General features: G+C 59.3%; 18 protein-coding genes. 9 read left to right on the top strand and 9 right to left on the bottom strand.

The features are described from left to right. Positions 1 to 80 precede the first annotated feature (80 nt). Positions 81 to 737, top strand: a complete 657-nt coding sequence (locus B9Z48_RS09075; RefSeq protein ID WP_089959382.1) for a response regulator transcription factor — start codon at positions 81 to 83, stop codon at positions 735 to 737. Between the two features lie 48 nt (positions 738 to 785). On the opposite strand, the gene B9Z48_RS09080 is transcribed toward B9Z48_RS09075, so the two are convergent. Together B9Z48_RS09080 and B9Z48_RS09085 are read right to left on the bottom strand one after the other, a co-directional pair. Further along, positions 786 to 1772 carry an MDR family oxidoreductase gene (locus tag B9Z48_RS09080; protein WP_108377892.1) on the bottom strand — a complete coding sequence of 329 codons (987 nt, stop codon included), beginning with the start codon at positions 1770 to 1772 and terminating at the stop codon, positions 786 to 788. Positions 1773 to 1847: 75 nt separating this feature from the next. Further along, on the bottom strand, positions 1848 to 2738 hold the full coding sequence (locus B9Z48_RS09085) for a DMT family transporter (RefSeq protein ID WP_108377960.1): 891 nt from the start codon (positions 2736 to 2738) through the stop codon (positions 1848 to 1850). Positions 2739 to 2857: 119 nt separating this feature from the next. Between B9Z48_RS09085 and B9Z48_RS09090 the strand changes: the two genes are divergently transcribed. Further along, positions 2858 to 4438: an alkaline phosphatase gene (locus B9Z48_RS09090; RefSeq protein ID WP_108377962.1), complete on the top strand. Its 1581-nt coding sequence runs from the start codon at positions 2858 to 2860 to the stop codon at positions 4436 to 4438. 120 nt (positions 4439 to 4558) lie between these two features. Then, entirely contained in the window at positions 4559 to 5182 is a 624-nt protein-coding gene (locus tag B9Z48_RS09095; RefSeq protein WP_089959394.1) for a TetR/AcrR family transcriptional regulator, read from the top strand. Between the two features lie 5 nt (positions 5183 to 5187). On the opposite strand, the gene pcaQ is transcribed toward B9Z48_RS09095, so the two are convergent. The 4 genes from pcaQ to B9Z48_RS09115 form a co-directional block, all read right to left on the bottom strand. After that, the gene (pcaQ, locus tag B9Z48_RS09100; protein ID WP_158273237.1) at positions 5188 to 6114 is read right to left on the bottom strand and encodes a pca operon transcription factor PcaQ; all 927 of its coding nucleotides are present in this window, start codon (positions 6112 to 6114) and stop codon (positions 5188 to 5190) included. A gap of 127 nt (positions 6115 to 6241) precedes the next feature. Next, the gene (locus tag B9Z48_RS09105; RefSeq protein WP_108377893.1) at positions 6242 to 7237 is read right to left on the bottom strand and encodes an amidohydrolase family protein; all 996 of its coding nucleotides are present in this window, start codon (positions 7235 to 7237) and stop codon (positions 6242 to 6244) included. Positions 7238 to 7521: 284 nt separating this feature from the next. Next, a complete protein-coding gene (locus B9Z48_RS09110) occupies positions 7522 to 7944 on the bottom strand; it encodes a universal stress protein (RefSeq protein ID WP_089959406.1) in 423 nt (140 codons plus the stop codon). A gap of 167 nt (positions 7945 to 8111) precedes the next feature. After that, on the bottom strand, positions 8112 to 9158 hold the full coding sequence (locus B9Z48_RS09115) for a homocysteine S-methyltransferase family protein (protein ID WP_108377894.1): 1047 nt from the start codon (positions 9156 to 9158) through the stop codon (positions 8112 to 8114). Positions 9159 to 9454: 296 nt separating this feature from the next. Between B9Z48_RS09115 and B9Z48_RS09125 the strand changes: the two genes are divergently transcribed. Then, positions 9455 to 11677 (top strand): tetratricopeptide repeat protein, encoded by a 2223-nt coding sequence (locus B9Z48_RS09125; protein ID WP_146186254.1) that lies wholly within the window; start codon positions 9455 to 9457, stop codon positions 11675 to 11677. Between the two features lie 63 nt (positions 11678 to 11740). On the opposite strand, the gene B9Z48_RS09130 is transcribed toward B9Z48_RS09125, so the two are convergent. The 3 genes from B9Z48_RS09130 to B9Z48_RS09140 all read right to left on the bottom strand — a co-directional run bounded on the left by B9Z48_RS09130 (position 11741) and on the right by B9Z48_RS09140 (position 14592). Next, positions 11741 to 13222, bottom strand: a complete 1482-nt coding sequence (locus tag B9Z48_RS09130; protein ID WP_108377897.1) for a M20 family metallopeptidase — start codon at positions 13220 to 13222, stop codon at positions 11741 to 11743. A gap of 84 nt (positions 13223 to 13306) precedes the next feature. Then, on the bottom strand, positions 13307 to 14068 hold the full coding sequence (locus tag B9Z48_RS09135; protein WP_108377898.1) for a tyrosine-protein phosphatase: 762 nt from the start codon (positions 14066 to 14068) through the stop codon (positions 13307 to 13309). An 89-nt stretch (positions 14069 to 14157) separates the two neighbouring features. After that, a complete protein-coding gene (locus tag B9Z48_RS09140; RefSeq protein ID WP_108377899.1) occupies positions 14158 to 14592 on the bottom strand; it encodes a DUF2846 domain-containing protein in 435 nt (144 codons plus the stop codon). Between the two features lie 227 nt (positions 14593 to 14819). Here B9Z48_RS09140 and B9Z48_RS09145 point away from each other — a divergent pair, with 227 nt between their 5' ends. The 5 genes from B9Z48_RS09145 (at position 14820) to B9Z48_RS09165 (ending at position 20645) form a co-directional block, all read left to right on the top strand. Further along, positions 14820 to 16028: a PAS domain-containing sensor histidine kinase gene (locus B9Z48_RS09145; RefSeq protein WP_108377964.1), complete on the top strand. Its 1209-nt coding sequence runs from the start codon at positions 14820 to 14822 to the stop codon at positions 16026 to 16028. Then, a complete protein-coding gene (locus B9Z48_RS09150) occupies positions 16025 to 16678 on the top strand; it encodes a response regulator transcription factor (RefSeq protein WP_108377900.1) in 654 nt (217 codons plus the stop codon). Before B9Z48_RS09145 ends, B9Z48_RS09150 begins: the two co-directional genes overlap by 4 nt. A gap of 823 nt (positions 16679 to 17501) precedes the next feature. Continuing rightward, positions 17502 to 18908 (top strand): CmpA/NrtA family ABC transporter substrate-binding protein, encoded by a 1407-nt coding sequence (locus B9Z48_RS09155; RefSeq protein ID WP_108377901.1) that lies wholly within the window; start codon positions 17502 to 17504, stop codon positions 18906 to 18908. 5 nt (positions 18909 to 18913) lie between these two features. Next, complete coding sequence (ntrB, locus tag B9Z48_RS09160) at positions 18914 to 19780, top strand: nitrate ABC transporter permease (RefSeq protein ID WP_089959442.1); 867 nt, start codon at positions 18914 to 18916, stop codon at positions 19778 to 19780. Continuing rightward, positions 19770 to 20645 (top strand): ABC transporter ATP-binding protein, encoded by an 876-nt coding sequence (locus B9Z48_RS09165; protein ID WP_108377902.1) that lies wholly within the window; start codon positions 19770 to 19772, stop codon positions 20643 to 20645. The genes ntrB and B9Z48_RS09165 overlap by 11 nt, the downstream gene beginning before the upstream one ends. Positions 20646 to 20682 lie beyond the last annotated feature (37 nt).

A 20682-nucleotide genomic window follows, 5' to 3' on the forward strand; every position in this document is an offset into this window, starting at 1 on the left:
GTAAAAATACCCAATTGGGTAATTCCCAATGCTGACATTTTTGTTAAATTGTTGACAATTATTAAGCAATATCAGCAACCATGAACAATCGACTGGGTCACGTATTTTTGGTCGACGACAACCATGACGTGCGGTTTTACCTGGCAGACATGCTGGTCCGCCTGGGTTACACCGTTGACACCTTTGACAACGCACAGGCATTTCTCAATAACGCCTTGGACATTTCACCTGCGGTGGTGTTGCTCGACATGCGCATGCCGGGTTTGACCGGGCTAGAGCTGCAAAACAAGTTGCTCAGCATTGGACGCAGAACGCCCATTGTGTTCATCAGCGGTGAGAGTGAGAAGACCGAAATCATCGAGGCATTTCGTCATGGTGCCATTGACTTTGTGCTCAAGCCTTTCAGCCGCGACAAGCTTTGCCTGATCCTTGAAAAGGCCATGGACATTGACCGTCGTCGCCACCAGGAGTTTGTCAGCACAGACACGGTGCGCCGCGTCTTCAATGTGCTGTCCAACCGAGAAAAAGAAATCTTCATGCTCATCGTTCAGGGCTTGACGAACAAAGGCATCGCCGAGGTGACGGGCATTCAGCCCGGCACGGCCAAAAAGCACCGGGCCACCATTTATCAAAAGTTGAACGTCAACAGCGGTGCCGAATTGATCAATTTGTGCAAAGGGGTTGATTTGAGCCCCTTTTTGCCGGCCAGCAAGACCACCCCGCCCGTTCAGGCCTAAGGCCTCGGGTCAGGGTGATGGTTCAAAGCGCGGGTGATCTGCGTCCGCTCAGCGGTTCACATTCACCACCACCCGCCCGCGCACCTGCCCGGCCAAGATCTCGCTGCCCAGTGCTACGGCATCGGCCAGACCCACTTCGCGGGTGATGCGCTCCAGTTGCAGTGGGTCCAGGTCTTGGGCCAAACGTGCCCAGGCCGCTTCGCGCACAGCACGCGGGGCCATCACGCTGTCGATGCCCGCCAGCGTCACACCACGCAAGATGAAGGGTGCGACCGAGCCAGGAAAGTCCATGCCCTGGGCCAGGCCGCAAGCCGTGACCACGCCGCCATATTTCGTGCTGGCGCAGGCATTGGCCAAGGTGTGGCTGCCCACGGTGTCGACCACGCCGGCCCAGCGCTCTTTGGCCAGCGGTTTGCCGGGGGCAGACAGTTCGGCCCGGTCCATCACGTCGGCCGCGCCCAGCTGGCGCAGGTAGTCGGCCTCTTGCAAGCGGCCGGTGCTGGCCACCACGCGATAGCCCAGCTTGGCCAGCAGTGCAATGGCCACGCTGCCCACGCCGCCGCCCGCACCCGTGACCAAAATGTCGCCACTGCCGGGCGTGACACCGTGCTTTTGAAGCGCCATCACGCACAGCATGGCGGTGTAGCCTGCGGTGCCAATGGCCATGGCTTGGCGCGGGGTGAAGGCGGCAGGCAGTTTCACCAACCAGTCGCCTTTGAGCCGAGCCTTTTGTGCCAAACCGCCGCTGTGGCTTTCGCCCACACCCCAACCGTTCAAAACGACGGAGTCACCTGCTTTGAACAGCGGGTGCTGGCTGTCGGTCACCGTGCCCGACAGGTCAATGCCCGGCGTGAGCGGGAACTTGCGCACCACGGGCGATTTGCCGGTGATGGCCAGGCCGTCTTTGTAATTGAGCGTGGAATAGTCCACCTGCACCGTCACGTCCCCTTCGGGCAAGGCGCTGTCGTCGAGCGTTTGCAAGGTGCAGCGGTAACCGGCGTCGTCTTTGTTGATTTGCAGGGCTTGGTAAGTCATGGCCTTCTTTCTGAAAATGGAAATAACACGGTATTTTTGAGCCACACGGGGCCAGCTTCGATGGGTGTCAGGGGCTCATTTGCGGTTGACCAGCACAATGCCAACAGCCACCAGCACCAGCGACAGCAGCAAAGTCAAGGTCACCGTTTCGCCCAGCCACAGCATGCCAAACAGCAATGCAAACAGTGGGGTCATGAACACAAAAGCAGAAATTTGCGTGGCCGGATACCGGCCCAACATCCACATCCAAGCCAGGTAACTGGCAAACGCCCCCAACACCGCCTGTATGGCCACCGAGCCCAGAGCAAAGGGGCTCCAATGACCCGACCAAGACTCGCCCATCAGGTAGGACAAGACCAGCAAGAGCCCTGCACTCAGGGCAATTTGGTAGAACAACAGTTTTTCAGCAGGGATGCGGGTGAGGTTTTTGGCCCGGATGGTCACCGTGGTCAGGCCCCACAACGCGCCTGCGGCCAAGCCCATCCAGTCGCCAGTGGCTGCACCCTCGCTCAAGCCATCGCGCAGTGCAAACACCACGGCGGCAAAAGCGCACGCCATGCCGGCCCACTGTGCCGGGCGCAAGCGTTCGCTGCGAATGAACAAGGGCACCAATGCCGCCACCCAAAAAGGCGAGGTGTACAAAAACACCGTCAGCCGCGAAGCCGAGGTGTGTTGCAAGCCGATGTAAATGAACGCAAATTCGGCGGCAAACAAACTGCCCACCAGCAAACCACCCCACAAACTGCCATCGCGCTCGAACAGCCGGATGCCGCGCCATTGGCACCACAGCAGCAGCAACAAACTGGCCCCCACACCACGCACCGCCGACATGAACACCGGCGGGATGAGCGTGACCGTGGTTTTGACCAACACCTGCTGAAACCCCCAAAACATGCAACAAACCAGCAAGATCCCCACGGCCAGGGCGTCCAGATGGTCTTTGCGATGGGGGTGCGGCGCATTCATGGCCTCGATTGTGCCGTGCACCACGGTGGGGGCCTGTCACCCGTGATGCCCAGCCCTCAGAGGGCCGGGTAACATGTTTTGAACTTCTCCTTTTTGTGGCTCTGCAAGAGCGTTTTGACATGAACAGATATTCAGTAAATCGTCGCCAACTGAACCGCCAGGCCTTGGCGCTGGCATTGACGCCGTGGTTGGGGGCCTGTGCCCAGGCGCAGTCGGTGCAAAGCGCCGCTTCTGCAGGGGGACCGCGCTGGCAAAGCGACCCCTTCAGTTTGGGCGTTGCCAGTGGTCAACCCCAACCTGACAGTGTGGTGTTGTGGACCCGCTTGCGCATGGCACCTGTTGACGAGGCGCAACGCGGGCGTGCGCAATCGGTGGTGTGTGAGGTGTTTGCCGACGAGGCTTTGCGCCAGCCCGTCAGGCAGTGGCTGGTACAAACCGACGCCAGCCGAGCGCACAGCGTGCATGTGCTGGCCAGTGGTTTGCAGCCCGGGCGGCATTATTGGTACCGTTTTGTCTGCGGCCAGGCGATCAGCCCGGTGGGCCGGACCCGCACCAGCCCGGCACTGAACGAAGCGGTGCCACGCCTGCGCATGGCCTTGGCCTCGTGCCAGCACTTTGAGCAGGGTTACTTTGCTGCGCACCGGGACATGGCCGAACGCGATCTGGATTTGGTCTTGTTTGTGGGCGATTACATTTACGAGAGCTCTAATCCCCGCTTCATTGTGCGCAAGCATGAAGGCGGGATACCGGTGCTGTTGGACGAGTACCGCGAGCGCCATGCCCAGTACAAATCGGATGCTGATTTGCGTGCCTGCCATGCAGCGCACCCGTGGGTCATGACCTGGGATGACCACGAAGTGGTGAACGATTACGCCAACGACCTGGACCAAAAATTCACCGATGCGCAGGTGTTTTTGCGCCGCCGTGCGGCCGCCTACCAAGCGTATTTTGAACACATGCCCGTCCGCTTGGGGCCAGACCCCAGCCAGCCCAGCCAGATGCGCATCCATGACCGAATGGCCTGGGGGCGTCTGGCCGATGTGTGGACGCTGGACTGCCGCCAATACCGTGACCACCATGCCTGCCCGGACCCGAACCGGGGCGGTGGCCGCGTGGTGGTGGGCTGCGACGCTTTGGCCAACCCGGGCCGCAGCATGTTGGGCGCTGCGCAGGAACAATGGTTGAACGAGGGCTTGACGCAAAGCCAGCGGCGCTGGAAATTGTTGGCACAGTCCACCCAAATGAGTTCCAGCGGCGTTGACACACCGCTGGGCCGCAGCGCTTTCACCGATGGTTGGGACGGTTACCCCAAAGCCCGCGAGCGCTTGTTGAGCACCATCGCCGAGGCCCGTTTGCAAAACGTGGTTCTATTGGGCGGGGATGTGCACATGAACGTGGCCTCGCAACTGCGTGTGCAGCCCAACAACGACAAGTCCCCCATCGTGGCAGCCGAACTGGTGGCCACCTCCATCACTTCGCGCGGCTTGGGTGAAAACCTGTTGGCCCAAATCCGGGCGTCCAACCCCGACATCGTGCACGCCCGATCTGACGAGAGGGGGTATACCGTGCTGGATGTGAAACCCGAGCGCACGGTTGCTGAAATGCGCACCACCGCCAATCCCGTCAAAGCCGATGCCCAGTTTGGCGTGCAGGCCCGTTTTGAAATCGTGCAGGGGGTGGCTGGCTTGCACAAACTCTGAAGTTGGGCTCATGGAAAACCCTTGGTCTGAGTTGTGGGCCCTGTAACCACCCCGTGAACCACAGGGATGAAGCGTTAACACAGGGGTCATTTTTTGGGCCACGGGGCTAAAATAAAAAATATGAATATTGAAATCGCCAAACCGCCCAAAAAGTCTTTCAAAGTCCAGATGCTGGCGGCCCGCGAGGCGGCCATCATCCAGTCGGTCAACCGTTTGTTGGCCGAAAAAGGTTTTGATGCGATGACGGTGGACGAAGTGGCCGCTGAAGTGGGCATTGCCAAAGCCAGTCTGTACAAACATTTCACCAGCAAGGAAGAGCTGGCCTGCGCCGCCATGGTCACCGCCATGCAAAGGGCACAGGAATTCATCCAGCAACTGCCCCCTGACGGGCTGCCCATGGACAAGCTCAAGGCTGCGACACGCTGGACCATGACACTCAAACTGCAAGGCCAAATGCCCTCTTTGCCCAGCCAAAACTCCAGTTTGCGCACCACCTTGATGGCCAGCAAAGAGTACATGGATGGCTTGATGGAAGTCAGCGACGCTTTGGGTGGCTGGATCGAAGAGGCCCAAGCCAAGGGCCAGATCAATCCGGCATTGCCCGCTGTGGCGGTGCTCTACACCTTGTTTGCACGGGCTTGTGACCCGGTGCTGGAGTTTCTCAAAATGGGTGAACAGCACACCGAAGAGCAGATTTTGGACATGGTGATGAGTTCTTGCTTTGAGGGCCTCAAAGCACGCTGAAGTGCTCAGCGCAAGGTGTTGAGCCTGGCCATGGACCCTATGCGTGCCGCCGCACTGATGCGAATTTCATCCAGAACCTGCAACAAAGCTTCGGAAGGCGTGTGTTCCACGCGCAGCGTCACGCCCACCGGCCCTTCGGTGCCGCGCGTGTCGATGGGCAGGCGCACCACAGTGCCTTGTTGCAAGTCATTTTCAATGGCACCCAGCGGAATGCACCAGACCGCATCACTTTGCAAGACATAACTTCGTCCAAAGGACAAGTCGATGGTGTCGATGGTGTGTCTGGGCAAACCACCCCCCAAGGTCATGAAAAAACGGTTGGCAGCTTCACGCACACTTGTGCTGGCATCTGGCAGCACCAAGCGGTAGCGGTACAACAAGTCTGGATGAATGGAGGAAAGCCGGGCCAACTCGTGCCCTGGGCGCACAACCAGCAGCAAAGGCTCGGTGTAGAGGTACTCAAAACTCAGCCCTTGCATGGCAGACGGTTCTGCCAAGCGGCCCACCACCATGTCCAGAGCGCCTTGCTTCAGGGCCGAAATCAAGGGCGCGTTGTAGCCTGCACGCACCGTTAAACGGGCCTGGGGCCAGACAGCGGCAAACCGAACCAGGGCCGGGGCCACCACGGTGGCACCCACATTGGGCAATGCGCCGATCACCAGCGTGGGGGCATCGCCCTCTTCATGACTCGACAGGCTGGACAAGCCATCGTGGATCGTCCGAAGGCCCGCCCCCGCATGGCGCACCAAAATCCGGCCTGCTGCGGTCAAGGTCACCCCCTTGGGTGAGCGTTCAAAAAGCAACTGAGCGGTGATGTCTTCGAGCTCGGTCAGGGTTTTAGTCACCGCAGGTTGCGAAATGTTCAAGGCTTTGGCCGCTCGCACCAAGGAGCCCTGTTCGGCAATGGCCAACAAGGTTCGAAGGTGACGCATTTTGAGTCGGTCGTTCAAAGGCATGGCTCAAGCATAACCGGCCCAAAAATCAGGCTGTGGCCGACAGCTGCAGCCTTTCACCGACAAACAGGTGAATGGATCTTGCCCAAGCCCAGTGCTCCGGTTGTCAAGACAAGCGTGCCAACAAAGCCGCTGCATTGCCGTGCAGGATCAGGGCTTGGTCGGCAGCCGAAAGGCGCGAATGACGAATGGCCGATAAAGTTTTGGCCGGATCAAAGATGGGGCCATCGGTGCCCAGCACCACACGGTCTGCACCGAACACCGCCACCGCTTGTTCCAGGGCCTGCGGACCCATGGATGCGCAGTCTACCCACACAGCCCGTGTCCGGCGCGATGGCAAAGCGCGTGTGGGATGAGGCAAAGACTGCATCAAGTCCATGCGCTCAACCACTGCGCCAAAGCTCCCGCCCAGATGGGCCACTTGGACGGTGATGTTGCGCCAAGGGCGCAAAAAGTCCGACAACAGCAAGGTCACCATGGCCTGCCCTACATCGTGCTGAACCGCCAAGGCCTGCCGAGCCCAGTGGTGGTCAGGTGGGACCAATGGCAAGGCTGCGCTGTCTGGCATGAGTCCTGGGTGCACCAAAAAGTGTGCGCCCAGGTCTTCGGCCGCTTCAAACAAGGGCAGCAATTGGGCGGCACTGGCCTCGCTGCGAAAGGCCTCCACCGGCAAAATGGCACCCAACAGGCCCAACTCCAATCGCGCCCGTCGCAGTTCGGCCACGGCCGCATGCAGATTGACCCATGGCAGTGCGGCAAGTCCGCAAAAGCGTTCGGGATGGGCTTGGCACAGGCCCGCACAAGCGTCATTGAAAATGCGCACCAAAGGAGCCGATTGGTCAAAAGGCAAGCAGTCGATGCCAAACAAGCCCGGCAGGGACAGCATTTGCTTGCCCACCCCCAGCTGTGACATGTGCGCCAACCGCTGAGAGGCCGATGTGAAGTCCGTATTGAAATTCAATGTGCCAGAGGGCATGACCATATGCTCTGAGCCGTCTGCCAAGGGATCAATGCGCGGCACTTGGTCATGGCGCTGACGCAAGGCCTGTGCCATCACCGGCGGCAACCAATGCGCATGCAGATCAATGGCCTGTGGTGACATGCTCAATGGGCCCGGGGCCCCACATCACCCATGCAGCCCATGTCAAAAAGACCGACCTCTGTGCTTTGTTCAAAGCGATCCATCTCCAGCACCATCAGCCATCACTCCTTGTTGCCGGGTGAAAACTGCCCAGCGGACGGACTATAAAAGCGGATGATGGCTGTGGGAATTGAAATTGTGTGGGTTGAGGTATCACCACAGGTTATGGCTTCATGGGGCCTGAGTACCCCATGGGAGGGGATGCCCATCTTGCACAAGGTGGGCATCCAAGGGCTGAATGGGTATCAGCGCACCAACAAGACGGGCACTTTGCAGTGTGCCAGGACTTGGGTGGCCACTGAACCCATGACCAAATTGCCCAAGACGCCATGGCCATGGGAGCCCATGATCACCAGATCGAATTTGCCGCTCACGGCTGTTTTGGAAATGGTTTCGCCAGCGTGCCCCACTTTGGACATGGTTTTGGCATCGATTTCGTGGCGGGCCAAAAACTTGGTGACAGGGCCCAGCACTTTTTCGGCCTCTTCGCGGTGATAGGCTTCAACAATGTCCTTGCCCACTGCAGCACGAGCGCGGGGAGGCAACTGGGGGTTCACGGTCAGCAAGGTGTAGCTGTTGTTGGCACTGAAGAGATCGTCGTGCGTGGTCAGGTAGGCCAGCATTTTTTTGGTGTATTCGCTGCCATCCACGGCCAATAAGATTTTCATCAGGGTCTCCTGTATCGGTTAAACAAAGTCCAACTCTATAGGTCTTACAGAAACAGGTTTTGACTTGGGTCAATTGGAGCCACGAGGTGAGCACTTTTTTAACAGGACAGACCCTGTTGATGGCTGTGGCCAACAAGTGCCCAACAGGGGGATGGACAACGGGGATTTCAGGCCGCTTCTTTGTAGAAAAACCCGCTGTGCACGTTGCGTGGTGCCAGGGGGGCCACGGCACGGCCAATCGCGCCAATGTGCTCAGGGGTGGTGCCGCAACAGCCGCCCACGATGTTGACCAAGCCTTCGGCGGCAAATTCGTGCAGCAAACGGCTGGTGACTTCGGGCGTTTCGTCAAAGCCGGTGTCGCTCATGGGGTTGGGCAGGCCGGCGTTGGGGTAGCAACTGATGAAGGTGTCGCCCGCCACCTTGTTCAATTCCTGGATGTAGGGGCGCATGAGCGTCGCGCCCAAAGCGCAGTTCAGGCCAATGGCCAGGGGCTGGGCGTGGCGCACGCTGTGCCAAAAAGCCGTCACGGTCTGGCCGCTCAAAATGCGGCCCGAAGCATCGGTCACCGTGCCGCTGATGATCAGCGGCAGTCGCTCACCGCTGGCTTCAAAGTACTCTTCAATCGCAAACAACGCGGCCTTGGCATTCAGGGTGTCAAAAATCGTCTCAACCAACAGCACGTCGGAGCCGCCTTGCACCAAGGCTTGGACCTGCTCGTAATAGGCCGCACGCAATTCTTCAAAAGTCACGTTGCGTGCACCGGCGTCGTTCACGTCGGGGCTGATGCTGGCTGTTTTCGGCGTGGGGCCCAAGGCGCCGACCACAAAGCGCGGCTTGTCGGGGGTGGAGAATTTGTCGCAGGCCGCGCGGGCTAACTTGGCAGACTGCAGGTTCATCTCTCGGGCCAGGTGCTGCATGTCGTAGTCGGCCTGAGCGATTGTGGTTGCGCCAAAGGTGTTGGTCTCGATCAGGTCGGCCCCGGCGGCCAAATAGCCTTCGTGGATGTCACGGATCACGTCGGGTCGGGTCAGGCTCAGCAGTTCGTTGTTGCCCTTGACGTCTTTGGGGAAGTCCTTGAAACGCTCACCCCGGTAATCGGCCTCGGACAATTTAAAGCGCTGGATCATGGTGCCCATGGCCCCATCGAGGATGGCGATGCGGTTTTTCAGGATCTCGGGCAGCGCCTGGGCGCGGGTGTAGTTCAAGGGGGTCATGCGGGGTGGAATGTGACAAAAGACAAGTGCGCCATTGTCGCCGAAGCACAAAAAATGGGCAGATCAACAGGTGCGAGAGCGTTGGGTGCTGTGGACGACCCAGGGCAGGCCAGGCACTTTTTTCAAGGGATCGATGGCACACCCATGGTGGTTTGTCGGCAAGGTTGGCGTCACCTTGCAGGGTGCACAAATCTGTGTCTTGGACATGCGATGAGAAATTTTTTCAGTTCAAAAGAACATCAATGATCCTTGAGATTAAGTGAAAATGTCGCAAAAACAAGGTGAAAGTGTCCATCATGAATGCAGCAACAAACGAAACGACCGCCGCCCTGGCGTTCAACGAGGCCAATGCCGCCTACAAAACAGGTGACTGGCAGCAGGCCCTCTTGTGTGCCGAAAACGCATTGGCAGCCCATGCGGGCTTGGTCCCGGCGCACTTCATGAAAGCCCGATGCCTGGTGAAATTGGGTCAGGCGATGGCCGCACGAGAAGCGTTTGCGCAAACTTTGCGCCTCGATGCGGGCCAATTCAGCGTTTGGCTGGAAGCTGGGCATTTGTGCAAACAAATGGGTGAGTTGGCGCAGGCCTCGGCGGCCTACCAGCGTGCCATGGATGTGTCGCCACAGCGCTTCGAAGCGTATCTGGCCATGGCACGCGTGATGGCCCAGCAAGGGCACACCGAACTGGCCAATCGGGCCTACAACGAGGCGGTGCAAAAAGCCGCCGCCAAGGATCAAGATGCCGTGCGTCAGGTCCACTGGTTCATGGGGCAATACGTGCTCGAGCTGGGCCATGCCCAAGAGTCACTCAACTGCTTCAACGAAGCCCTCAAAGCGACCCGCGCCGACAAACCCGAAGAGTTGGCCAACCTGGCCGCTGAAATCCAAATGGATGCGGCCAAAGCCTGGCTGCGGCTGGGCCAGCGCGACAAAGCCATGCGTTTGTTGACCTTGGCTTCGGTTGCCACCCAGGAGTCGACCTTGTCGCGCTTGGCGGCACTGAGTTTTCGCAACAATTTCTGGCAAGAAGCGATTGAAATTTCTCGCCGCTGTGTTGCGCTCTACCCCCAAAGTCCTTGGGCGCACTGGAACTTGGCCCATCTGCTGGCCGAATGCTGGCAGATGCACGAGGCCGAGTTGGTGTTGCAGCAAGCCGAAGCCCTCGCCCCCATGCCGGGGGCTCGTTCATTGCGTGCCGCTGTGGCCGGCAAAGTGGGCGATGCCGATCAAGCCCTGGCTTTGTACATGGCCCTGGCCAAATCCGAGGACAAGGACTCGGGGTACGCGTCCAGTGCGGCCATGAGCTCTTTGTACAGCGACACCCCAACAGCACAGCAGGTGGCCGATTTGCACCGCGATTTGTTTGCACATTGGGGCGATGGCGCACGCAGTCGTGCCTCGTTTGTGCGTGCGCCTTTGTCAGGACGACGCCTGAAACTGGCCATTGTGTCGGCCGATTTTCACCATCAACACCCGGTCAATATTTTCATGCAACCGGTGTTGCGCGAGTTGGACCGGTCGAAGTTTGAATTGACCATGTACTTTGTGGGTGATTCTCATGACGAACAAACCGCCTTGGCCCGCACGCGCACCGAACACTGGGTCGAGGTGGGGGCGTTGAACACCACACAACTGGCCAAACGCATCGATGCCGATGGCATTGACGTGTTGCTGGACATGGCCGGTCACACCAGCCAGCACCGCATGCAGTTGTTTGCGCAACGCGCAGCACCGGTGCAGATGACGTATTTGGGTTACCCCGGCTCGACCGGGGTGCCCAACATGGACTTTATTTTGGGCGATGCCGTGGTCACGCCCGAAGGCTGCGAGCGTCTGTACACCGAACAGGTCTTGCGTTTGCCCGGCACCGTGTTTTGCTATGCACCCGAGGACGATTACCCCTACCCGGCCCATGAATCGGCCACGGCGCAAAGGCCATTGACTTTTGGCTCGTTCAACAATGTGCCCAAGTTGACGCCGCGCACGCTGGCCTTGTGGGCCAAAGTGTTGGCAGCGGTGCCTGATTCGCGTTTGCTGCTCAAGGCCCCCAGCTTCAGCGACGAGGCGGCTCAGCAGATTTTTACCGAACGCTTGCAGGCCTTGGGTGTGGACATGGCCCGGGTGGAGTTTCGGGGCCCTGTGGGCCTGAGCGACATGATGGCCGAGTACGCCGACGTGGACATCGCCCTGGACCCCGTGCCCTACAACGGTGGCACGACCAGCTTGCAAGCCATGTGGATGGGGGTGCCCGTGGTGACGCAAATGGGCGCACATTTTGTGTCTCGCATGGGCGCGAGCTTCATGACGGCCGCCGGTTTGTCCGAGTGGGTGGCCCAAGACGATGAAGATTACGTGGCCATTGCCCAAAAAATGGCCAAAGATCGCCAAGCTTTGGTCAAGCTCAAAAAAGGTTTGCGCCAGCGCTTAAAGAAGAACAAGGCATGGGATGTGGTGGCCCACACCCGCGCCTTGGAAGCAGCCATTGTTCAAGCCGCCAGCGCGGCTCATGACCCCCTGTGATCCATGGCAGGCCAATGGCTGCCCTGTTGATTGGACCGGGTGCTTGAGAGGCGCAGCCGAGCTTCAGGGCATGCGGGCCATGACTTCGGCCACCGATGCGGTGAGTTTCTGCGCATAGGGCACATGCAAAAACTCGTTCGGCCCATGCGCGTTGCTTTTGGGTCCGAGCACACCACAGACCATCATTTGAGCTTGGGGGAAACCGGCACTCAACATGTTCATGAGCGGGATGGTGCCGCCTTGGCCAATGTAGCCCACCCGTGCGCCAAAGTGCGCTTGGCTGGCGCTGTTGAGCGCTTGCTCGAACCAGGGCAAGGTGTCGGGGGCGTTCCAGCCTGTGGCGCCACCATTGGATTCAAATGTCACCCGCGCTTGGTAGGGTGCGTTGTCCTCCAGCAAGGCTTTCATTTCGGCCACGGCCTGCGCCGCGTCCACCAAGGGGGGCAGGCGCAAGCTGAGTTTGAAAGCGGTGTAGGGCCGCAGCACATTGCCCGCATCTTTCAAGGCCGGAAAGCCATCGGCACCGGTCACGCTGAGCGTGGGTGTCCACGTTCTGTTGAGCAGGGCTTGGGTGGGGTCGGTGGTGGTGGGCAGGGCAAAACTGGTGGAGCCGCCACAGTCATAGTGCGCCCAGGGAAATCGTTTGTAGACCTCATCGCCCAAAATGGCGGCCGTGGCTTGGGCTTGCGCCAGCCGCTCGGTGGGCACTTCGCAATGGAAACTGGCGGGCAGCAAGCGCCCGGTGGCACTGTCTTCGAGTCGGTCAAGCACTTGGCGCATGATGCGAAAGCTCGAGGGCACCAAGCCCGAGGCGTCGCCCGAGTGGATGCCCTCGGTCAGGATTTGCACCTTCAGGGTGCCGCTGGCCATGCCGCGCAAGCTGGTGGTCAACCACAGTTGGTCGTAGTTGCCTGCCCCACTGTCCAGGCAAATGACCAAGCCCACATCACCCAAGCGGGTGCGCAACGCGTCCACATAGGGCAGCAGATCGTAGGAGCCTGATTCTTCGCAGGTTTCGATCACGCCAACAATGCGCGGGTGTGGTGTTTTTTGGCTCTTGAGGGCTTGCACCGCCGCGATGCTGGCGTACACGGCATAACCATCGTCAGCGCCGCCACGCCCATACAGCTTGCCGTCTTCATAAACCGGGGTCCATGGGCCAAGGTCATTGCGCCAGCCGTTGAATTCGGGCTGCTTGTCCATGTGGCCATACATCAAGATGGTTTGGCCAGAGCCTTGGTCAGCACTGCGGGTGGCGTCCACTTCAAAGAACATCACGGGTGTGCGGCCAGGCAAGCGGATGATTTCGAGCTTCAAGCCTTCGACTTTTTGCGCCAACACCCAATCGGCGGCATGGCGCAAAACGGTTTCAATGTGGCCGTTGGCGGCCCAATCGGCATCGAAGGCGGGTGATTTGGCTGGAATCTCGATGTATTTTTTGAGCTCGGACAAAATCGAGCCGTCCCAAGCTTGTGTCACTTCTTTCAGTGCCAAAGCGCTGTCCAGGTGCCCAGAGGGCATTTCGCGGTGCAAAGGTGCATTCATTCCAAACTCCTAAGGGCATCAAAAACAAACACTTTATCGTTTTTAAGGGGGACATGCAGGTGCCAGATGACGCCAAAACAGCCCTTATGGCGTGTGGCCTTCATCCTCCAGCAGCATCCGCTGCAGTTCCAGCAGCTCTTGCGGGCTCAGGCCAATGGCCCCGTGCAGGTAGTCGCGCATGCCCCCGTGCTGCGTTTCGACGGCTTCAAACGCTGCATGCAAAAACTCGGGCTGCACTTGCCACAGCACTTTCATGACATGGGGGTGGCCTTGGCCTTCCAGTCGTGTGTCACGCTTGTACAGCTGGTTGGTCAGCAGATAGTCGTGCTCGATGGTGGCGCGGTCCACGCCCAAGGCCGACAGCAGCAACGCAGCAGCAAACCCGGTCCGGTCTTTGCCTGCCGTACAGTGAAAAACTTGCGGTGTGGGGTGTTCCAGCAAGTGCTTTAAAAACCGACCAAAGGTGTGGGCGTTGTGGTTGACAAAATCTCGGTAGGTCTCGCGCATCAAGTTGACTGTTTCTTCGGTGCTGGGAACGATGCCCTGGGCCACCAAGGCTTGCATGCGTGCGATCACGGTGGGCTCAATCGTCAGCGCGACCCGCTGTACGCCCGCAATGTCGTAAGGCGTGGCCGTGCACTCGTTTGCGCCGCGAAAATCCAGGCTGTGGCCAATGCCCAGACGTTTGAGTTGCGACAGATCGTCCAAGCTCAAACCCGCCAGATGGTCGGATCGAAACACTTGGCCGGTTTTAACGCGTCGCAGATCGTGAGTCCGGTAGCCGCCGACATCTCGGAAATTGGAGGCACCTTGCAATCGAATGGTGTCGGTCAGAGGGGCGGGCATGGCATCTTCACTAAAGGGGTTGGGAAGTTGCCATTGTGACGATCAGGACGAACTTGTCTGTCACTTGCATACCCCAAAGCGCGTGCAAGTCAGCGGGTTTGCACCATCTGGGTCTCGAGAACGCTGCGTTGACCCAGCGTTTCGCTCACCAGGTGCAATTTGCTTCTTTCAGAATGGATGCCCATTTTGACCTCTTGCCAGACGTAATAGAGCTTGCCTGCTTTGACGTGCAGGTCCAGGGTGGAGGTGTTTTCTGACACCGAGGTCAGTGTGTGTTTGCCGGGTGCAACTTCTTTGTACAAAAATGTTTTGGCGGCTGTGTGCCCGATGGTTTGGCCGTCAAGCGACACCGCCATCTTCACCGTGCTTGCCAAAATTTCGTGGCGATAGATGTAAATGCCGGCCTGATGGGCGGGGGCTTGAAAGGATTTGACCTGCTGGTCTTGTTGGGCGTCGCTCAAGGAGACGCTGGTGCAAGCGACCAGATTTAAACCATAGGCAAGGCACAGGAGTAATTTTTTCATGGTCAACCCATATGGGGCCAAAAAGGGGGCGTTTGCGGTTTGAGGCTGCCAAGGGCAAGCGCATTGGATGTCGAATGAACAACAAAACGGTGATTTTAATGAATACCAAATAATGCATTTTGAAAGAAAGATGGGAGGCCTCAAGCCCCGAGTTTTGTTGAGCTTTGTGCATGAAACCCCCAATCCATTCAAAGTGGGCATGGCACAGGCCTTGCATGTTCGCCAGCATGCAATTCGATTTTCAGAACTTCAGAACAGTGGGGCAGGACAACCCGGATGCCTGGCGTGACCCCTTGGGCCTCATGCTGGCTTCGACCGGTGAGGGCGTGTTTGGGGTGGATCTGGAGGGGCTGTGTGTTTTCATCAACCCGGCCGGTGCGCGAATGATCGGCTTTGAGCCCGAGCAGGTGCTGGGCCAGAACATGCACATCCTGACGCACCACTCGCATGGTGACGGGGCGCATTACCCCATGGACGACTGCCCCATTTACAACGCCTTTCGCCGAGGCGAGCCTTGCCGCATCGACAGCGAGGTCTTCTGGCGGCAAGACGGCAGCAGCTTTGCTGTGGAGTACGCCAGTTACCCGGTGTTTGACCAAGGCCAGGTGCGCGGCGCGGTGGTCACCTTTGTGGACATCACCGAGCGCAAACGGGCCCAAGAGGCCTTGCACCGGGCCAAGGACGAGCTTGAAGTGCGCGTGGCCGAACGCACCCATGCGCTGGAAACCGCTTTGCAGCAGCTGCGCGAACTGGCCGCCTGGTCCGACGCTGTGCGCGAAGAAGAGCGCACCCGCATCGCCCGCGAGGTGCACGACGAACTGGGCAGTTTGCTGGTGGCGCTCAAGATGGATGTGGGTTGGCTGGACAAGCGCCTGTCCGAGCAAGAGCAGAGGGCCGCCGAAGAAGCGCAAACCATGCGCGAGAAGATGCGGGGCAAGTGCCAAAACATGAGCCGCCTGATCGAGAATGCGGTGGTCAACGTGGGGCGCATCATCACCGACCTGCGCCCCAGCATCCTGGACCACCAGGGCCTGTGGGGTGCGCTGGAGTGGCAGGCGCAGGAGTTTGTGCAGTCGGCTGAACAAGAACTCAAGTGGTGCATGGAAGTGAACGAGCAACGCGTGTTGCCCGAGCCCATGGCCATGGCCGTGTTCAGGATCTTTCAGGAAATGCTCAGCAACGTGGGCCGCCACGCTCGCGCACGCACGGTGGATGTGGACATGGTGGAGCGTGAAGGTTGGCTGCACCTGTCTGTGGAAGACGATGGATGCGGTGCCTTGCCCCAAGCGTTTGAGTCGGCGCAGGCCTACGGCATCATGGGCATGCGCGAGCGGGCGCGGCACTTTGGCGGCGTCATCGACATTGACAGTGCACCTGGTCGGGGGACACGCATGCGCTTGTCCATGCCTTTGCCGGACGGTGAGGTGCTCACATGAACGCCACGGTGCGCGTGCTGCTGGGCGACGACCACAAGATCGTGCGTGAAGGCCTGAAGATGGTCTTGGCCGATGACCCCTTGCTGCAGGTGGTGGCCGAAGCCGAGACCGGCCCCGGGGTGCTGGACGCCGTTTATAAACTGCAAGGACCCCAGGGCATTGATGTGGTCTTGCTGGACATCGCCCTGCCCGGCATGGACGGGTTGGATGTCTTGCAGGCTTTGCGGCGCGACTGGCCCGGCTTGCCGGTGCTGATGCTCAGCACCTACCCTGAAAAACAATACGCGGTGCGCTGCATTCAGCTGGGCGCATCGGGTTACCTGAACAAAAGCACCGACACTGACGCTTTGATGGCGGCGCTGCGTCGCGTGGCCGCAGGCGGCATGCACGTCACACCTGCCACGGCCGAAGCGCTGGCCAGCCTGGTGAGCCAGGGCCGCACCAAAAGCGGGATCGAACTGCTCTCGCACCGCGAGCATCAGGTCTACCTTTTGTTGACCCAAGGCCACACCGTGACCGAAATTGGTGCGCAGCTGAGCTTGGCTCCCAACACGGTGAGCACTTACCGTGCACGCATCCTGGAAAAGACCGGCACCAAGAACGATGTGGAGCTGGCTTTGTACGCACAAAGCCTGAATGGGGGGCGTTGAGCGGGCCATGGATTGAGCCGGCCCGATGATGTTTGCACCAACGCTTCTTGTCGTAGGAGCGACGCCCCCGTCGCGATCACCCACGCAAACCACCAAGAATCGCCCCGAGTGCGAGGCACCCACAAAATGCAGGCTTTCCCCTTGTAGGAGCGACGCCCCCGTCGCGATAAAGCCTCGCAGACCACCAATAATCGCCCCAAGTGCGAGGCACCCACAAAATGCAGGCATTCCCCTTGTAGGAGCGACGCCCCCGTCGCGATCACCCACGCAAACCACCAAGAATCGCCCCGAGGGCGGGGCTCCCACAAAATGCAGGCTTTCCCCTTGTAGGAGCGACGCCCCCGTCGCGATCACCCACGCAAACCACCAAGAATCACCCCGAGGGCGGGGCTCCCACAAAATGCAGGCTTTCCCCTTGTAGGAGCGACGCCCCCGTCGCGATAAAGCCTCGCAGACCACCAAGAATCGCCCCAAGTGCGAGGCACCCACAAAATGCAGGCTTTCCCCTTGTAGGAGCGACGCCTACGTCGCGATCACCCACGCAAACCACGACCCATCGCCCCGAGGGCGGGGCTCCCACAAAATGCAGGCTTTCCCCTTGTAGGAGCGACGCCCCCGTCGCGATCACCCACGCAAACCACCAAGAATCGCCCCAAGGGCGGGGCTTCTACAAAATGCAGGCATTCCCCCTGTAGGGGTTGCCCTACACCGCGTCGACAAGCCGCTCACGAAATGAAGCCGCGTGCCGCCGACGGCACGCTTTCAACGATTTCTGGCCCACAGCTTGCATGGACCTGAGCATCTTCAACAAAGCGAGGCCGCCATGTCTGAATTCTTTGACCCCTACAACGCCGACCGCCCCCTGATGCTCAAGTGCAGCTGCGGACGTGATCATTCACCCGCCGACCACCACGCCGAGGTGGCCGCCGATGCCGCCGCGGCTCAGTTGCGTGCCCGTTCCGAGACCGCAGAGTTCGAGGCCTACAGCCAAGAATTCATCGAAGCCACCTTGGTCAAGGCCTTGTTCCCGCAGGACCAGGAACGCCGCATGTTCTTGCGTGCCGTGGGCAAAAAAACCGCCATGGCCGCCATTGCCAGCGTGTTGCCTGTGGCCAGCTTGCAGGCTTTGGCGCAAAGCAAAGGCCCGCTGGAAAAAACCAACCTCAAGATCGGTTTCATCCCGATCACCTGCGCCACGCCACTGATCATGGCTGATCCATTGGGCTTTTATAAAAAGCAGGGCCTGAATGTCGAAGTGACCAAGACCGCAGGCTGGGCCCTGATTCGCGACAAGATGATCAACAAGGAATACGACGCGACGCACTTCCTCTCGCCCATGCCACTGGCCATCAGCATGGGGCTGGGCGCGAACGCCACGCCCATGAACGTGGCCACCATCCAAAACATCAACGGCCAAGCCATCACGCTGGCCATGAAGCACAAAAACAACCGCGACCCGAAAAATTGGAAGGGCTTCAAGTTTGCTGTGCCCTTCGATTATTCGATGCACAATTTCTTGCTGCGCTACTACCTGGCCGAGAACGGCATCAACCCCGACACCGATGTGCAAATCCGCGTGGTGCCGCCACCGGAGATGGTGGCCAACCTGCGCTCGGGCAACATCGACGGTTTCCTCGGCCCCGATCCTTTCAACCAGCGCGCGGTGTTCGACGAAGTCGGCTTCATCCACATGCTGACCAAAGACCTGTGGAATGGCCACCCCTGCTGCGCCTTTGGAACCAGCACCGAATTCATTCAGAAGAACCCCAACACCTTTGCCGCGCTTTACCGCGCCGTGCTCACGGCCGCCGCCATGGCACGCCAGCCGGGCAACCGTGAGCTGATTGCCAAAGTCATCTCACCCGCCCAGTACCTGAACCAGCCCGAGGCGGTGATTGCCCAAGTGCTCACCGGTAAATTTGCCGATGGTTTGGGCAAGGTGCAAAACGTGCCCGATCGTGCCGACTTTGACCCCATGCCATGGCAAAGCATGGCGGTGTGGATGCTCACCCAAATGAAGCGTTGGGGTTATGTGAAAGGCGATGTGAACTACAAACAAATCGCAGAAAAAGTGTTCCTCATCACCGATGCACGCAAACACATGAAAGAGCTCGGCCACGAGTTTGCCGCCACCACGCCTTACCCCAAGTACAAGATCATGGGCAAAGAGTTTGACCCGGCCAAGCCCGAGGACTACATCAAGAGCTTTGCGATCAACAAGATGGGCTGAGGCACATGAAAACCACGCACCTCAATTTGCGCGCGGCCATGGTCTCGCTGCTCATGTTCCTGGTTTTTTTGGGCGCATGGCAGCTGTCGGCCACCGCGCCCACGGTGGCTGGCGCTGCCAAGGCGGGCATGACAGCCGACGAGATCGAATACCAAAAGATGATGGGCAAAGACCCGGGGGCGGTCAAAACCACCGGCTTTCCGCCACCCCTGGAAGTAGGCAAAGCCATGCTGGGGCACCTGGCCGATCCGTTTTACGACAAAGGCCCCAACGACAAAGGCATCGGCATTCAGTTGGCGCATTCGCTGGGTCGTGTGGCGCTGGGCTTTTTCTTGGCCGTGTTGGTGGCGCTGCCGGTGGGCTTCATGATCGGCATGTCGCCCCTCATGCGCAAGGCGTTTGACCCTTTCATCCAGGTGCTCAAACCCATCAGCCCGCTGGCGTGGATGCCGCTGGCGCTGTACACGCTCAAAGACTCGGAAGTCAGCGGCATCTTCGTGATCTTCATCTGCTCGGTCTGGCCCATGCTCATCAACACCGCTTTTGGTGTGGCTGCGGTCAAGCGCGAATGGCTCAACGTGGCCAGCACGTTGGAAGTGCAGCCCCTGCGCAAAGCCTTCTTGGTCATCTTGCCTGCCGCAGCGCCCACCATCGTCACCGGCATGCGCATCAGCATGGGCATTGCCTGGCTGGTGATCGTGGCCGCCGAGATGCTGGTGGGCGGCACAGGCGTGGGCTACTTTGTGTGGAACGAGTGGAACAACCTGTCGCTGGTGAATGTGATCTTTGCGGTGCTGGTGATTGGGGTGGTGGGCATGTTGTTGGACCTGGCCTTTGCCCAGGTGCAAAAGGCGGTGACCTATGTGGAGTGACACCAGCGACCGCGAGCTGATCGCGCCTTTGCCCACAGAAATTTTTGCACCCCAACCCAAGGCCAAAGCCATGAACGCTTTCCTCAAAATTGAAAAACTGGGCAAGGCCTACCAAAGTGACAAGCCGGTGTTTTCGGACGTGTCCTTCACCATCGACAAAGGCGAGTTCGTTTGCATCATCGGCCACTCGGGCTGCGGCAAGACCACCATCTTGAACGTGTTGGCAGGCCTGGACACGGCCACTGAAGGCCATGCCTTCATGGACGGCCGCGAGATCGCGGGCCCCAGCCTGGAGCGCGGCGTGGTGTTCCAAAGCCACGCCCTCATGCCTTGGCTCACCGTGCGGCAAAACATCGCGTTCGCCGTCAAGTCCAAGTGGCCTGAATGGAAAACACCTCAGGTCAATGTGCATGTGGAAAAGCATGTGGGCATGGTGGGCCTGCTGCACGCCATCGACAAAAAACCCAGCCAACTGTCGGGCGGTATGAAGCAGCGCGTGGGCATTGCCAGAGCCTTTGCCATTCAGCCCAAGATGCTGCTGCTCGACGAGCCCTTTGGCGCGCTGGACGCATTGACGCGCGGCACGATTCAAGACGAACTGATGACCATCGTGCGCCAGACGCAACAGACGGTGTTCATGATCACACACGACGTGGACGAAGCGATTTTGCTGTCGGACCGCATCTTGCTCATGAGCAACGGCAACGAGTCGGGTGGCAGTTATGTGCCCGGTGGCCTCGCCGAAGTGGTGGTCAACCCGCTGCCACGCGAACGGACCCGCGCCCAGCTGCACCACCTGCCGGGCTACTACGACATGCGCAACCACATCGTCGACTTTTTGGTGTCACGCGCCAAAGCCCATTGAATTGTTCCCCCCAAATTTTCATCAACCCCCCCCTCAA

It is taken from the genome of Limnohabitans sp. WS1 (assembly GCF_003063265.1).
Classification (GTDB): domain Bacteria; phylum Pseudomonadota; class Gammaproteobacteria; order Burkholderiales; family Burkholderiaceae_C; genus Limnohabitans_A.